Source organism: Microbispora rosea, assembly GCF_044460045.1.
Taxonomy (GTDB): Bacteria; Actinomycetota; Actinomycetes; order Streptosporangiales; family Streptosporangiaceae; genus Microbispora; species Microbispora rosea.
Map to the genome: position 1 here is coordinate 605,379 of NZ_JBITJO010000005.1, position 14,045 is coordinate 619,423.

The 14,045-nt window shown below is 70.2% G+C and carries 15 protein-coding genes; 7 read left to right on the forward strand and 8 right to left on the reverse strand.

Annotation, left to right across the window (positions count from 1 at the left end):
* Window positions 1–65: 65 nt before the first annotated feature.
* Window positions 66–1,109, forward strand: coding sequence for an NAD(P)-dependent alcohol dehydrogenase (locus tag ACIBK1_RS24780; protein ID WP_030512485.1), 1,044 nt, complete (start codon window positions 66–68; stop codon window positions 1,107–1,109).
* Window positions 1,110–1,231: 122 nt separating this feature from the next.
* Here the strand turns inward: ACIBK1_RS24780 and ACIBK1_RS24785 are convergent, their stop codons facing one another.
* Entirely contained in the window at window positions 1,232–1,429 is a 198-nt protein-coding gene (locus ACIBK1_RS24785; protein ID WP_030512484.1) for a hypothetical protein, read from the reverse strand.
* Window positions 1,430–1,532: 103 nt separating this feature from the next.
* Between ACIBK1_RS24785 and ACIBK1_RS24790 the strand changes: the two genes are divergently transcribed.
* Window positions 1,533–2,165, forward strand: coding sequence for a LysE family translocator (locus tag ACIBK1_RS24790; RefSeq protein WP_030512483.1), 633 nt, complete (start codon window positions 1,533–1,535; stop codon window positions 2,163–2,165).
* Here ACIBK1_RS24790 and ACIBK1_RS24795 read toward each other — a convergent pair.
* The gene (locus ACIBK1_RS24795) at window positions 2,125–3,537 is read right to left on the reverse strand and encodes a condensation domain-containing protein (protein ID WP_030512482.1); all 1,413 of its coding nucleotides are present in this window, start codon (window positions 3,535–3,537) and stop codon (window positions 2,125–2,127) included. The genes ACIBK1_RS24790 and ACIBK1_RS24795 overlap by 41 nt on opposite strands.
* Window positions 3,538–3,786: 249 nt before the next feature.
* Window positions 3,787–4,056: a DUF6191 domain-containing protein gene (locus tag ACIBK1_RS24800; RefSeq protein ID WP_051762893.1), complete on the reverse strand. Its 270-nt coding sequence runs from the start codon at window positions 4,054–4,056 to the stop codon at window positions 3,787–3,789.
* 126 nt (window positions 4,057–4,182) lie between these two features.
* On the opposite strand from ACIBK1_RS24800, the gene ACIBK1_RS24805 reads away from it, so the two are divergent.
* The 3 genes from ACIBK1_RS24805 to ACIBK1_RS24815 all read left to right on the forward strand — a co-directional run bounded on the left by ACIBK1_RS24805 (window position 4,183) and on the right by ACIBK1_RS24815 (window position 5,991).
* The gene (locus ACIBK1_RS24805) at window positions 4,183–5,097 is read left to right on the forward strand and encodes a DNA-3-methyladenine glycosylase family protein (RefSeq protein WP_051762891.1); all 915 of its coding nucleotides are present in this window, start codon (window positions 4,183–4,185) and stop codon (window positions 5,095–5,097) included.
* 130 nt (window positions 5,098–5,227) lie between these two features.
* Entirely contained in the window at window positions 5,228–5,668 is a 441-nt protein-coding gene (locus tag ACIBK1_RS24810; protein WP_396737993.1) for a cupin domain-containing protein, read from the forward strand.
* Complete coding sequence (locus tag ACIBK1_RS24815; protein ID WP_030512478.1) at window positions 5,665–5,991, forward strand: cupin domain-containing protein; 327 nt, start codon at window positions 5,665–5,667, stop codon at window positions 5,989–5,991. Before ACIBK1_RS24810 ends, ACIBK1_RS24815 begins: the two co-directional genes overlap by 4 nt.
* Before the next feature lie 271 nt (window positions 5,992–6,262).
* On the opposite strand, the gene ACIBK1_RS24820 is transcribed toward ACIBK1_RS24815, so the two are convergent.
* Window positions 6,263–7,327, reverse strand: coding sequence for a ferritin-like protein (locus ACIBK1_RS24820; protein WP_396737997.1), 1,065 nt, complete (start codon window positions 7,325–7,327; stop codon window positions 6,263–6,265).
* Between the two features lie 255 nt (window positions 7,328–7,582).
* Here ACIBK1_RS24820 and ACIBK1_RS24825 point away from each other — a divergent pair, with 255 nt between their 5' ends.
* Window positions 7,583–8,851 (forward strand): cytochrome P450, encoded by a 1,269-nt coding sequence (locus ACIBK1_RS24825; RefSeq protein WP_396738000.1) that lies wholly within the window; start codon window positions 7,583–7,585, stop codon window positions 8,849–8,851.
* Window positions 8,852–8,927: 76 nt separating this feature from the next.
* Here ACIBK1_RS24825 and ACIBK1_RS24830 read toward each other — a convergent pair whose 3' ends face one another.
* From ACIBK1_RS24830 to ACIBK1_RS24845, 4 genes are all read right to left on the reverse strand, one after another.
* On the reverse strand, window positions 8,928–9,158 hold the full coding sequence (locus ACIBK1_RS24830) for a hypothetical protein (protein WP_396738002.1): 231 nt from the start codon (window positions 9,156–9,158) through the stop codon (window positions 8,928–8,930).
* Between the two features lie 195 nt (window positions 9,159–9,353).
* Window positions 9,354–10,109 (reverse strand): SDR family oxidoreductase, encoded by a 756-nt coding sequence (locus ACIBK1_RS24835; protein WP_030512474.1) that lies wholly within the window; start codon window positions 10,107–10,109, stop codon window positions 9,354–9,356.
* 128 nt (window positions 10,110–10,237) lie between these two features.
* A complete protein-coding gene (locus ACIBK1_RS24840) occupies window positions 10,238–11,461 on the reverse strand; it encodes a low temperature requirement protein A (RefSeq protein WP_396738005.1) in 1,224 nt (407 codons plus the stop codon).
* A 123-nt stretch (window positions 11,462–11,584) separates the two neighbouring features.
* Entirely contained in the window at window positions 11,585–12,319 is a 735-nt protein-coding gene (locus tag ACIBK1_RS24845) for an SDR family oxidoreductase (protein WP_396738008.1), read from the reverse strand.
* An 816-nt stretch (window positions 12,320–13,135) separates the two neighbouring features.
* Here ACIBK1_RS24845 and ACIBK1_RS24850 point away from each other — a divergent pair.
* Window positions 13,136–14,045: alpha/beta hydrolase (locus ACIBK1_RS24850; RefSeq protein ID WP_396738011.1), on the forward strand; the 910-nt coding region annotated here is incomplete at its 3' end.

A 14,045-nucleotide genomic window follows, 5' to 3' on the forward strand; every position in this document is an offset into this window, starting at 1 on the left:
TGCTGAGGGGGCGGATGGCGCGTACTCTCCCAATAAACCGAACAGTCTGTTTAAGGAGAGTTGTTGTGCGGACCACGATCGGATGGTGGGCGGACGGCCCGGCGGCGACGCTGCGTCGGGCCCCGCTGGAGCGGCGCGACCTGCGCCCCGACGATCTCGCCGTGCGGATCGACTACTGCGGCGTCTGCCACAGCGACCTGCACGCGCTGCGCGACCACGACGGCGCGGCCGAGCATCCGTTGGTGCCGGGTCACGAGTTCACCGGCGTGGTGACCGAGACCGGGCCCGCGGTCACCCGCTTTCGCGTCGGCGACCGGGTCGCGGTCGGCAACATCGTCGATTCATGTGGCGAGTGCCCCATGTGTCGGGCCGGTCAGGAGAACTTCTGTTACGCCTTCCCGACCCTGACCTACGGCGGCACCGACCGGCAGGACGGATCGACCACCCTGGGGGGATTCTCCCGCGAGTACGTCGTCCGCGACCGGTTCGCCTACCCGCTTCCCCCCGGTCTGGACCCGGCGGCCGCCGCTCCCCTGCTCTGCGCCGGCGTCACAGTCTGGGAACCCCTGCACGCGCTGGGCGTGGGTCCCGGCAGCCGCGTCGCCGTGGCGGGGCTGGGCGGGCTGGGGCATCTCGCGGTCAAGATGGCGGTGGCGCTCGGCGCTACCGCATCGGTCATCAGCCGCTCACCCGACAAAGCAGACGACGCACGCCGGCTCGGCGCCCACGGCTTCATCGTGTCCACAGATCCGGAACAGCTGGCCTCGGCCCGAGACGGGTTCGATGTTGTCATCGACACCATCTCCACCTCGCACGACCTCAGCCCGTACTTGCGACTGGTCGCCTTGGACGGCACGCTCAGCCACATTGGGCATCTCGGACCCCTCACGGTGGAGACCATGGACCTGCTCGTGGGGCGCAAGAAACTCACCTCCGCGGGCAGCGGCGGCCGTCCCGCAACCGCCGCCATGCTGAATTTCTGCGCCGGCAAAGGCATCACCGCCGAGATCGAGCTGCTCCCCTCGTCGCAGGTCAACGAGGCCCTCGACCGCCTCCGCCGCAACGACGTCCGCTACCGTTTCGTACTCGACATGTCCGACCTGAGCTGAGCGGCCAGGGCCATAGCGCCTCAACCGGCGAGCGCATAATCCCCATCTGCGCCGTATGCGCCGCCTCGTGCCGGAGGCCCTGCGAGAGATCGCGGCCGCCTGGCGCTACCTGTGATTCCCGATCACCAGTGGAACCAGTGAATACGACGGCAACTGCTGCACACGAAGCAGGTGGCGTCGCGATTGGCCCAGTCGAGATTCATGAACGTCATGCCCGTCGTCTGGAGTTTCCACCGGCGCACCTCGAACAACTCGTTCTCGCACGTGTCGCATTTCAGATTGCGGCCGTTGGGGAGCGCGACCGGCTGCGGTTCGTCCATGCCTTTCATGCTATGTCGCGCATTGTAGGTTTCTCTGGCGATGCGATTGGGTGTCGTTGTTCCGGGAGCTCGACCGGATGAAACGGCCGTTACGGTGGCCGTTGTGGATGTCTATGGTGCGATCGCTTCGTTCGCCGCGATCGTGGCGCTGCTCACGCTGACGCCCGGTCTGGACACGGCGCTGATCCTGCGTACGTCGTTGCTCGCCGGCCGGAGGCCGGCCTGGGCCGTCGTGCTCGGCATTCAGCTCGGCACTCTGCTGTGGGGCCTGCTCACGGCAGCTGGCCTGTCGGCTCTCCTCACCGCCTCCCAGGTGGCGTACGAGGTGGTGCGGTGGGCCGGTGTGGCGTACCTGATCTGGATGGGCGGCAGGATGCTCTGGCACAGCCGTACGAGCGGGGCGGACGACGCGGCGCCGCCCGATCCGGCGGACGCCGGGTGGGGACGGGCGTTCCGGCGGGGCCTGCTGACCAACCTGCTCAACCCCAAGGTGGGTGCCTTCTACATCGCGGTGCTGCCCCAGTTCATGCCGCAGGGGGTGTCGCACGCGGTGATGGGCGTGCTGCTGGCGGGCGTCCACGTCTGCGAGGGGCTGGTGTGGAGCGCCGTGCTCATCGGGTTCACCGGGATCCTGCGCGGCTGGCTGCGCAGGCCGCCGGTCAAGCGTGCCCTGGACCGGCTCACCGGCCTCATCGTCATCGGGTTCGGTCTGCGCCTGGCGATCCAGCAGTCCTGATCTGCCCGTCGTAGGGGCCGACGCCGCACACTTCGGGAACGGAGGCGATCGGGATGTCCTCGGTGAGGGCGCGGACCAGCAGGGCCTCGACGCCGCGCAGCATCGCCTCGGCGGTGTCCTGGGGCAGGTAGGCGGTGTCCACGATGAGGCTGAGCTTCCCGGTGTCGGGGGCCGAGACGACCGTGAAGAACGCCTTGAACCGGACACCCGGCCAGGCGTTCGTCACGTACGTGCCGGTCCTCTCGGTGAGGCGGGCCACGTCCTCGTCGCGGTCGACGGGAGGCAGGCCCGGCCAGGTGCCGACGGTCCGCCTGTCGTTGAAGAACGCGTCGAGGTCGGGCTCCCGGCCGCGGCGGCGGCCGATCTCCTCGCGCATGGCCTGCATCTCGAACGGGTCGTAGTGCGCGTTGCGGTACGCCCTGAGCGCCCCGCGCTGCGCGGCCCGGCAGGCGGCGGCGAAGTCCGTGGCGGGCAGGTCGAGCACGAACAGGCCGTCCTGTTCCACGGTGCCGACCATCGCGCGGGTACGCGCGTCGCGGCGGTTGCTGTGCACGAGCTGCATGACCGCGCGCGGGCGGCCGCTCACGACGGCCAGCACGGTGGCGCAGGCGGCGAGCAGCACGCTGGTCGTGCTCATCGTCCAGCGCTCCGCCAGCCGCTGCGCCGCGACGGCGAGCGCCACCGACTCCATGCCGACCTCGATGAACCTCGGGTCGTCCGCGTCATGCGGCGGATGGTCGAACACGTCCAGCGGTCCGTCCGCCAGCACGGAGTGCCAGTAGCGGACGGACTTGGCCGAGCGGGCGGGGTACGGCTCCTCGCGCTCCGCGGCGGCCTGGTCCATCGGCTGCCACTCGGCTGGCGGCAGCTTCTCGCCGCGCAGCAGTGCCTTCCACTCCTCCGACAGCGTGTTGAGCGCCTGGAAGTCCACCGCCAGATGGGAGAAGGCGAGCGCCAGCGCCATCGGGCGGTCGTTCTTGACGACGACGGCGCCGCGCAGCGGCAGGTCGCGGTCGTGCGCGAAGGGCGTCCGGCCCAGCTCGCCCGCGACCCGCTCGGCGACCCGCAGCGCCGGGTCCTGTCCCGCGTCCACCAGGTCCACGGTCAGCTCGCCGCCGCGGCCGACCCGCTGCACGGGCCCTTCAGGAGTGAGGGCGAAGGTCGTCCGCAGGCTCTCGTGGCGTTCGAGCAGCACGCGCAGCGCCTCCAGGACGCTGCCGAGATCACGTCTGCCGTACACCGGGAGCACCCAGGGGCAGCTCAGGAAGGTCTGGCTGTCGCCCATCAGGTGGACCGCCCGCCACATCAGTCGCTGTCCCCAGGTCAGCGGCGCCTGGCCCTCCCGCGTGCCGCTGAACGCCACCGTCACCATGAGCCCGTCATCCCTTGGAAGGCCGGCTCGTCGGCGAGGCCGGTCTCCCCACTGTCACCGAAAAGTTTCGACACGATGCTCGCTCCATGATCGGCACGGGAATGCCAGTTGGTCCGGTTTTGGTCACACCGGAAGGCCGCCGTGCAACGGAAGAATAGGCAACGAGGGTGGAAGGGCGACAGTGAAAGTCGGAAGTCTTCTGCCGAAAGCTTTCGACAAGCTCTGGCGCAGCGCGCTCCGAAGCGGCGGCTACCTCTTGCCCGGCACGACGATCGTGATCTTGTTGCGGGCGGTGTCGATGCGGTTGGCGGGTGGCGCGCCGTCGGTCTCGTCGTCGCGGAGCATCGTCTCGCTCTGCCGCTGCTCCAGTTGCGCCCGCTTGCTGGAGAGGAAGGCCGCCGCGAACTCGTCGAATCCGGTGGCTGAGATGGACCGGCCGGACTTGCGGACCTTGGCCGCCCATCGCCACAGGCGTTCGAGCAGGGCCAGAAGAATCAGCGCGCACGCCAGCATCTCCATGATCCCGACCGTACCTCCCGTCCGCTCCGGTGTTCCTCGTTCTCGAGGATCCGGTCTGGCCCAGGGGGGCCGGGCAAGGCCGCAGAAAGAGATCGTTTGTCGGCCGGGCCTCGTACGATGTGGCCTATGACCAGGCACGGTTTCACATTCACGGCGGAAGGCCCGTTCGACTTCGGCGCCACATTGAGCTTCGTCGAGGACTGGCCGGCCACCAGCGGGCTGCCCTCCGACGGGCGGGCGCTGCGCTTCGCCTACTGCGCGGAGTCCGACTGGCTGCCGATCGGCGTGACCGTGACCGCCGCGCCCGAGGGGGTCGCCGTCGCCACGACGCGGGCCGCCGGGCCGCGGATCCGGGCCGAGGTGGCCCGCATCCTGTCCCTCGACGTGGACGGCTCCGGTTTCGCCGCGGTGGGCGAGGCCGATCCGGTGCTCGGCGACCTGCAGGGCAAGAGTCCCGGCCTGCGCCCGCTCTGCTTCTGGAGCCCCTGGGAGGCGGCGTGCTGGGCGGTGATCGTGCAGCGTACGTCGATGCTCGTCGCCGCCCGGCTCAAACAGCGCATCGCGGAGCGGTACGGCGCGAAGGTCGTCGTGGACGGGGAGACCTACACCGCCTTTCCTCCGCCCATGACGCTGCTGCAGGCCGGCGGTCTCGGCCTGCCCGCGCAGAAGGAGGAGTGGCTGCGCGGGCTGGCCCAGGCGGCGCTCGACGGCGTGCTCACCACCGAGCACCTGCGCGCGCTCGACCCCCAGGAGGCGCTGGCGGAGCTCCGTGCCCTGCCCGGCGTGGGGCCGTTCTCCGCCGGCCTGATCCTGATCCGCGGCGCGGGCGCGCCGGACGCGTTCCCGGGCGACGAGCCACGCCTGTTCGCGATCCTGCGCGAGGCGTACGGCCTGCCGGAGGACGCTCCGCCTGCCGCTTACCGGAAGGTGGCCGACGCGTGGCGGCCCTACCGCTCCTGGGCCTCCTTCCTCTTCCGCGCCTCCGGCTACGGAGTCGTGGCCGACGACAGGCCGCGGAACCGGTCGGCGCGAGGCCGCTGAACTCTCCGCGCGCGGCATCGGAAAAGACGATGAAAGGGCCGGGGGCCCTCCGTCACGCATCGGGACGCTGTCTTGTCTGAGCTGGTGTACGGCCGGATCGAGCCGGCCCCCGTCTCGGGGAGGAAGCCCGATGAGAACCGATCGCACGCGCGCTCACGACCGTGAGAACCCCGGCAAGAGCGGTCCGCCGCCGGAGTTCGACATGGTCGGCAGCGTGCAGGTGGCCCCGCCCGCGCCCGAGGGGGCCGAGGCGATGACGATCCTGGTCACGCTGCCGCCGGACAGCCCTGGCACGCCGCCTCACCGGCACTCCGGGCCCGCCTACGGGTTCGTGGTCAAGGGAGCCGTCGACTTCGAGCTCGAAGGCGAGCCCGCGCGGGTGGTCCGGGCCGGTGAGACGTTTTGGGAGCCCGGCGGGGACGTGATCCACTACCAGGACGGCAACCACCTCGCCGACGAGGAGTCGGTGTTCGTGGTGACGATGTTCTGCGCACCCGGCCAGCCGATGTTGACCGTGGTCGGCCCGGAGGAGCTGGAAGCCCGGCGAGACCGTCGGGCGCCGCGGTCATGACCCGGGTTTCGCTGACCGCACTCGCCCGTGACCTGCTCGCACTCGCCCGGAAGGCGGACACCGGTCGCAGTGCCACCACCGTGCACGGCGGGTACGACCGTTCGCTGCGGCAGACCGTGATGGCCTTGCGACAGGGCGAGCACATCCACGAACACGAGCATCCCGGCGAGGTCACGGTGCACGTGCTGTACGGTCGTGTGCGGCTCGTCGCCGGGCGCGACTCGTGGGACGGGCGGCCCGGCGATCTGCTGGCCATGCCCGAACGCCGCCACCGCGTGGAGGCCGTACAGGATTGCGCGTTCCTGTTCACCACCGCGCGCTGAGAACGAGGCGCGGTGAGAACGAGGCGCGGTGAGAGCGAGAAGGCGGGAACCGGCACCGGTTCCCGCCTTCGGCCTCCGCACGCCCGGCTCGCCGTTCCCGCGCATGCGCCACCGACGTGCGCCCGGGACATCGACGTGCGGCCGGGGCATCGACGCGCGGCCGGCACGCGTGGGTGCTCGTGAGCGCACGCACCGCCGGTTCGGCATCAGGGGCGTGACGAGCCGAAGAGCGCGCTCGCCGAGCTCGGCTCCCCACCGCGGCAGGCGTTCGTCAGCGCGACTCGGGTGGCACGTACTCGAAGGTGGGGCCGGCCGTGGTGCCGTCCACGTCGGGCATCAGCAACAGGGCTTCGGCCTGGGCCTTGACCGCGTACATCGTGCCGACGGCGGCCCCCAGCATCTTCGGCTCGCCGTCGAAGGCCTGCTCCAGCTGGTTCAACAGCGTGCAGTAGGTGCGGTTGAACTCGTCCTGCGCGGTGCGGATCGCGCTGCCCGGCGCGTGATCGGACAGCCGCGAATTGGGCCGCATCGGGCGCACGGCGGACGGGTCCACCGAGACCGGCTCACCGGTGGGCCCGGACTGCGGGGTGTCGCCGCGCCGGTAGCGCCGTCCGAGTTGGAGTTCCCTGAAGCGGTAGTAGTGGGCGACCTCGTCTCGGTCGGGGTGGAAGACGTCCTGGTCACCGTCCCAGACCTCGCCCCGGGCCGTACCCTCGCCCTGCTCGACGATCTCCTTCAGCGCCCCCAGCGCCGACTCCAGGTCCTCCACCGCGAACACCCACCCCGCGGTGTGCCGGAAATGGCTGCCGCTCACCTGGCGCGCGGGGTCGCCGCAGAAGACCTCCCGCTCGCCGAGCCGCTCGCACAGGTGGCGCAGGCCCTGTTCGATCGCGTCGTAGAACTGCCCGATCGTCTCGTAGCCGTCGCCTTCCGCCGGGGCGCCGGGCGGGGCCGGCCGTTCCAGGCGCAGGAACATCTCCAGGGCCTCCGGGCCGAACGGGAGCAACGACAGCTCCAGGTCGCTGTGGGGCAGCCGCCGGGGGTACGGCGGCAACATCTCCGGCGTGTCGAGGCGCGGCCGGCCGCCGACGGCGTTGAGCAGGTTCGCGGCCAGCGCCAGGTGCAGCATCTCCTCGGCGAAGACGCTGCCCACCACCTCTACGGCCTCCGGGTTGTGCTCCGGATCGAGGGAGTACAGCGCGCACAGGTATGGCGGCAACGTCGCATGTTCGAGTTCGACCGCCCATTGAAGGTGCTCACGCAGGCTGTCGAGGGTGTCGATCGGCGCCGGCCCGGCCGCGGCGACCGTTCCCTGCGGTTCCAGATCCTTCGTCAAAGTCCTACCTCTCCGGCGACAGTGGTGTTCGTGTCCATGACCGCCCGGCGGCCCGGGTCTGCGGCGCTCGCCGCACCGCGTGGTGCCGACCGGTCGCAGGCTAAGACCGGACAGCCGCCGGACTTGTGACAGCCGCCGTGAACGTCTTCGCGGTTCACGAGCTCCTCCTTCGAATTCGTCCGTTGACGGATGGTGTGGCATTTCGTACGTTCCGCGTAGGCCGCACCCCGGGCGACCCGGACGGAAGGGGTTGCAGTGACCGCCGAGCTGGATCCGAACGGGACCGAGCCCACCATCGGGCCCACTCTTGAGCCCGGCATGAGGCCGGGCATCGGGCCGGATATCGTGCCGGGGCCACTGGGCACGCCACCACCGGAGTTCGCCCGCAGACGCGAGTGCGGGCCGCTGGAGCCGGCGACCATGCCCAGTGGCGACCGCGTCCCGATGGCCGTCCGGTACGAGGACGTCCGGGCCCTGCTGGCCTCGCCGGCGTCCAGCCGCAACCTGCGTATCCCCGGACTGCCGCGGTTCGTGAGCGGCGTCGGCATCGACGACGACCCGGACGCGCTGATCAACCAGGATCCGCCGGAGCACACGCGCTACCGCCGGATCATGCAGGGCACCTTCACCCCGCGCCAGATCGAACCCTGGCGTCCTCGAATCGCGGCGACCGCCCGAGAGCTCCTCGACGGCCTGGGCGACCGCTTCGAGCTGGTCCAGGAGTACGCGCTGCGGCTGCCGGCCCACGTCATCTGCGAGATGCTCGGCGTGCCGATGGACCACTACGAGCGGTTCGTCCAGTGGACGGACATGTTCCTCACCACCTCCACGGCCACCGAGCAGGCGCGTTACGAGGGCTACGGCGACTTCATGGCCTACGCGGCCGAACTGGTCGCCCAGCATCGCCTCTCGCCGGGCGAGGACCTCATCGACCTGCTCATCCAGGCCAGGGACGCCGACGACCGGCTGTCGGAGGGCGAGCTCGTCAACACGGTCTTCTCACTGATCACGGCCGGGTACGAGACGACCGCCTCGATGATCGCCCGTGGCGTGTTCCGGTTGCTCCTCCACCCAGGCCAGTGGGACGAGCTGGTCGCGGACCCGAGCCTGACGGCCACCGCCGTCGAGGAGGTCCTGCGTTTCGACGGGCCGCCCGCCAGCGCCTTCATGCGCCGCATCACCGAGGACATCGACCTGCCCAGCGGCCCGCTGAGCGCGGGGACGGTCGTCATGCCCAACCTGAACGCGGCCAACCACGACCCGCAGGCGTTTCCCGAGCCCGGCCGGTTCGACATCCACCGTTTCACCCACCACCCTCCCAACCCGCATGTGGCATTCGGTTACGGCGCGCACCGCTGTCTGGCCGCCAGCCTCGCCAGGGTCGAGCTCACCGAGGCCGTCAGAGCCCTGGTCACCCGCCGGCCCGCTCTCCGCCTCACCGGCTCGCCCGAGTCGGTGACGTGGACCGACGGCCTGGTCCTCCGGCCGGTCGCCCTGCACGTCACCTCTGCGGCGGACGCCTGACCGAGCCGGGGCGGGGCCCGCCTGGGCCACGCGCAGCAGGCTTGACCGGTCAGGCACGACCTGGTTCGGGGCCGTACTACGCGGCGGGGTCGCCGGGCCGGAGGTCGTCTTCGAGCACCTCGACCGCGGCGAGCAGACCGCGCAGGCCGATCTCCTCGCGTTCGGCGTCTGCCGGGTCGAACAGCCAGTCGGTGACCGGCAGGCCGGCGGCGTCCTCAGGACGGCTGGACTCGACCTGAATCACCTCCGCCTCGACCTCGATTTCGAGCTCGTGCAGGAATTCGTTCTCGTCGCTCGGTGCGGCCATCGTTCCTCTCTCCGTGTCGTGTCTCCGTGTCGTGGGCGGACGGCTCGCCGGGGCGGGACGCGATGACCGCGGGGACCCGCGCGGCTCGGCTGGGGCAAGCGGCGCCGGTGGGACAGCGGCACCGGTGGGACAGCGGCGCGGCCGGTGACGGCGGTCATCGCGTGCGCGCCCTCGGGCATGAACGGCCTCGTCGGCCTACTTGCCGGTGGCGGAGCGGTCGAGCCAGTCGCGGTAGCCGATGATGCCGAGGGTGGCGTCGCCGATCGGGACCAGCGAGTGCTCGGTGAGCTCGCTGCCGAAGTAACGCGCGTGCGGGTCGGTGACCACCTCGCGCGGGTCGCCCCAGGCGGTCAGCGCCTGCCGGAAGAACTCGTCCATCCAGAACTGCTCGGGCCCGGCGATCTCGACCCTGCCGTTCAGCGGTGATCCCAGGGCGGTCCGGCGAACCGCCTCGGCGACGTCGTCGCCCGCGATGGGCTGGAAGAGCACATGCGCCATGTGCACCTTGCCGTCCACCGTGGCGTCGTCCGCGATGCCGCGGTCGAACTCGAAGAACTGGGTCGAGTGCACGAGCGAGAACGGGATCCCCGACTTCTCGATGAGCTGCTCCTGGGCGATCTTCGCCGCGAAGTAGCCGTTGTCCGGCATCCGCTCCGTTCCCACGATCGACACCGCGACATGGTGACCCACGCCCGCGTCCGCCTCGGCCGCGAGCAGGTTGCCCGTGGAGGTCTCGAAGAACTTCAGCACCGCGGTCCGCTCGAACGACGGCGAGTTCGACACGTCGACCACCACCTGCGCACCCACCAGCACCTCGGCGAGCCCCTCGCCGGTCAGGGTATTGACGCCGGTGTTCGGCGAGGCCGCCACCGCCTCGTGGCCCTGCTCGCCCAGCTTCTTCACCAGCTTCGACCCGATCAGGCCGGTGCCGCCGATAACGACGATCTTCATCGCGCTCTCTTTCTGTCCGCCGGGCCGCCTCGTTGCCACCCGGTCGCCAGCTAAGACCGGACAGCCCCCGAGGTTGTGACAGCAGCCGCAAAGTTCACGTCAACTCGTCACCGGTCACGTGAGAGGGGTCATGACGACGTGCTCGCCGTGCGGGACCCGGCGGCCGCCGACCAGATCGTGGCCGCGACCAGCAGAACGCAGACCGCCGCGATCGCCGCGACCGTGCCGGCGACGCCGACCCAGGGCGTCGCGAGCGGCAGCGACAGGACGATGACGACGCACGCCAGAACCGCGGCGGGGACCATGACGCGCTTTGCGACGACAAGCACGTGCACCGCCCACAGCAGGGCGAGACAGACCCCCACCGGTACGGCGACCGCGTAGCCGAGCGCCGGCGACGACGCCACGACGTCGTGCCCGTTCCGCTCCACCGCCACCTCGAGCCCGGCGCCGAGGGCCGCCAGAGCCGCGAAAATCCCATAGTGGCCGTATCCCCACAGGTAGGACCGATTACGGCGGTCGCTGAGACCGTCCCCGGCGGGCCCGAGGAAGTACAGCCACCACAGAGCGAACAGCAGGATGAGACCGGCGATCGCGATCACGACGAAGGAGCCGCCGACCGCGTCCGCCTCGAGTGCTCTTCCGACCCCTCTGCTCGCGGCCAGCACGCTCTCACCGAGCAGGATGATCGTGAACAGGCCGTAGCGCTCGGCGATGTGGTGCGGATGCCAGTGGGTGGCCATGGCCCGCTCCGCCCACCACGGCACCGCGAGCTCCAGGGCGGCCAGGCAGACGAAGAACGGCAGGCCGAAGGACGAGGGCAGGACTCCCGTCTCCACGAGGACGAGCCGCGACAGCCAGCCCATCTGCAGGAGGGCGATGCCACCGGCGTAGCGGAACGCGGTGCGGCGCCTCGCCGGGTCTTCGAGACCGGCCCGCAGCCACTGGGCGACGAGCCCGATTCTCATCACGAGGTAGCCCAGCGTGATGACTCCGTACTCGGAGCGGCTCGCCGCGGCGGGCACGCCGGCGGCGAGGACCAGCACGCCGGCCATCTGCACCATGGTCAGCAGCCGGTAGGCGACGTCGTCGGTGTCGTAGGACGAGGCGAACCAGGTGAAGTTCATCCACGCCCACCAGATCGCGAAGAACACCTGAAGGAACGGCACCAGCCCCGCCAGGCTGTGACCGTCGGCGATGTCGTGCGCGAACTGGGCGGTGACGGCCGCGACCGCGACGACGAAGGTGAGATCGAACAGCAGCTCAAGCTGACTCGAGACGCGGTGCGGCTCATCGATGGCGCGGGCGCTCATCCGTACCCGGATCCGGATCGTGGTGCCTGCTGGTGGCAAGGTCCTGCTCCTGTCGCTGCGCAACGTACGGTCGCCTCGAAGACAGGGCAGAGTATCCGATCTGTGACAACGCGGCGCCGAGACCGTGCGCGGTAGAAGAGCACGCGGCAGGGCGTCGGCGGGTCAGCGCGCGAGCCACTCCCGATAGGTGGTCGTGGCGATGACGGCGCCGTCCCCGGCGACGAGGGCGGAGCCCGGGGCGGCGGCGTACAAGCCGGCGCTGTCGTCGGTGACGACGGTGCGGCGGTCGCCACGGGCGGCGAGGGTGATCCTGCCCAGCTCGTCGAGCGCGAAGACCTCGGGGCCCGCGATGTCCAGCGTGCCTCGCAGCGGGACTCCCACGCTGACGTCGGCCACGGCCCGGGCGACGTCGTCGGCGGCCATGGGCTGCATGAGAGTGACCGGCAGGCGGACGGTGTGCTCGTCGGAGGTCCAGGACAGCACCGTGTCGATGAACTCGAAGAACTGCGTGGAACGCACGATCGAGTACGGCACCGGGCCTGCCTTGAGCAGGTCCTCCTGCAGCACCTTCGCCCGGTAGTAGACCGAGCCGGGCACCAGGTCGGCGCCCACGATCGACAGGATGACCGCGTGGCCGACGCCGGCCGCCTCGGCACCGGTCAGCAGGATGTCCATCGTCTTGCGGAAGAAGGCGGGCGAGGCGTCGTCGAAGCTCTGTGGCTTCGTCAGGTTGACGACGACGTCGGCGGCGGTCAGCGCCTCGGGCACGCCCCGGCCGGTGAGCAGGTCCACACCGGTGGACCTCGAGTGCGGCACCGCCTCGTGTCCACGCGCGTTCAGAATCTCGACCACCCGGGATCCGATGAGGCCGGTTCCCCCGATGACAGCGATCTTCATTTCCTGGCCTTCCTGGTGCTCGGACACGACGATACGTGCCGGCGGACCGGGTCTAGCCGGGGCCCTCGGTCACGCGGGCGATGGAACGGCCTCGCTCGTCGTCGGCATTGCCCACGCTCGACGGAGGGCCTGAGAAAGGGCGTGAGACACCCGCGCGCAATCGTTTGACGATTGCGCCGCCCTTTTCCCGCCCGAGCCTTCGGGACGTACGGCAGGCGTGTCGAGAGGTATCGCAAGTTGCTTGCGTTAACAATCGATGTCGCTTACGTTGAAGATCGGCAACGGAGCCGATATCGAGTGCGATTCCACGAGTGGCGTGGCCGTCAAGGCCGACGGCGGCGAGCCCGCGGCGCACGTGTACCGACGTTCCGGGTCGGGTGACCCACAGCTTCCAGTCCTGATTCGGCTGAGGTGCTCAGGGGTGTGATGGAGGACGTTGACGCAGTCCGGCTCCGTCCTGATCGTCCGCGCCGTCAGCGATTTCAAAGGGGCGTACCCCGAGGGCTGGGAGCGGCGGCATCGGACCAGTGACTCGGGTGCGAGGTCCCGCGCATACCGACGTCGCCGACGCGACCGATCAGTGAAAGGGCTACGCCGACTGCCGCTTCCGGCCTGCTCGGTGATCCGCGGCTTCCTCGCACCGTCGAGACCACGACGAGAACCCTGACACGCCGACGGCTGCACCCAGCGGTTCAGGCGAACAGGGCGAACGTGCGACGGACGGAGGTGCAGGCACAGAACCAACCGCTCATCCACCGACGATCCAGGTCGGCCAGTTCGGGGCCTGTCCACTGCCGACGATGAAGGAGTTTCGGTATGACGTTATGGAATGACGGCAGCGTGCGCCCCACGGGCGTGCGCCGGCTTTCGGCGGCGATCACCGCCGGAGTCATGGCGATGGCGGCGGTATCGCTCGCGCCGCCGCTGCCGGCGACGGCGGACACCCCGTGGCTGAACGTGTCCGAGGACGGCTACGCGTCGTTCAATGTCCCTGACGCCTACGTCCAGGCCAACGCGGGTCAGGTGTCACAGGTGGTCATCGAGGGCAACTTCGGTCCCTCCTTCGCCTGGGCGGAGTACGGTCTGACCCGCCGGGGCGACGTCTGGTCGGGGGCCCTCGGCCCGCTCAAGCCGGGCCTGTACTACTACCAGGTCACCGGTGACGACACCAAGAGCTTCAAGGATCCGACGAACGCCGCCGGCGTGGGCTCCAAGCCTCTCTGGAGCACCTTCTTGGTTCAGGGTGATTCGGCGCGCCTGCTGGCGGACGCGCCTCAGGGACAGGGCGGCAAGGTCGAGACCCTGACCTATGAGGTGAGGAAGAAGGAGCGGTCGGCGCTGGTCTGGACGCCGCCGGGCTACCAGGCCAAGGATCCCGGACCCAAGGCCCCTCCCGGTCCCGCGGGGCCCAAGGGTTACCCGGTGCTGTTCCTGCAGTCCGGCGCGGACAGGAGCGCCGGCGACTGGCTTGACCTCGGCCGGGCCAAGCAGATCCTCGACAACCTGTCGCTCCAGGGCTCGGTGGAGCCGATGGTGGTCGTGATCAGCGACGGTGACGGGCCGGCCGGGGACAAGGATCTGAAGGACCTGCGCAGGGCGGTCGGGGACAGGTACGACGTCCTGCGCGACCGGGCGCATCAGGCGATCGCGGGTGTGGGCGATGGCGGGACGCAGGCGCTGCGTGCCGCGTTGACCAGCCCGGGTCAGTTCGCCTACGCCGGCTCGT

Coding starts and splice junctions, on each gene's coding strand:
- ACIBK1_RS24785 (WP_030512484.1), bottom strand. CDS start 1,429: ATGGACGAACCGCAGCCGGTCGCGCTCCCCAACGGCCGCAATCTGAAA.
- ACIBK1_RS24795 (WP_030512482.1), bottom strand. CDS start 3,537: ATGGTGACGGTGGCGTTCAGCGGCACGCGGGAGGGCCAGGCGCCGCTG.
- ACIBK1_RS24800 (WP_051762893.1), bottom strand. CDS start 4,056: ATGGAGATGCTGGCGTGCGCGCTGATTCTTCTGGCCCTGCTCGAACGC.
- ACIBK1_RS24805 (WP_051762891.1), top strand. CDS start 4,183: ATGACCAGGCACGGTTTCACATTCACGGCGGAAGGCCCGTTCGACTTC.
- ACIBK1_RS24810 (WP_396737993.1), top strand. CDS start 5,228: ATGAGAACCGATCGCACGCGCGCTCACGACCGTGAGAACCCCGGCAAG.
- ACIBK1_RS24815 (WP_030512478.1), top strand. CDS start 5,665: ATGACCCGGGTTTCGCTGACCGCACTCGCCCGTGACCTGCTCGCACTC.
- ACIBK1_RS24830 (WP_396738002.1), bottom strand. CDS start 9,158: ATGGCCGCACCGAGCGACGAGAACGAATTCCTGCACGAGCTCGAAATC.
- ACIBK1_RS24835 (WP_030512474.1), bottom strand. CDS start 10,109: ATGAAGATCGTCGTTATCGGCGGCACCGGCCTGATCGGGTCGAAGCTG.
- ACIBK1_RS24845 (WP_396738008.1), bottom strand. CDS start 12,319: ATGAAGATCGCTGTCATCGGGGGAACCGGCCTCATCGGATCCCGGGTG.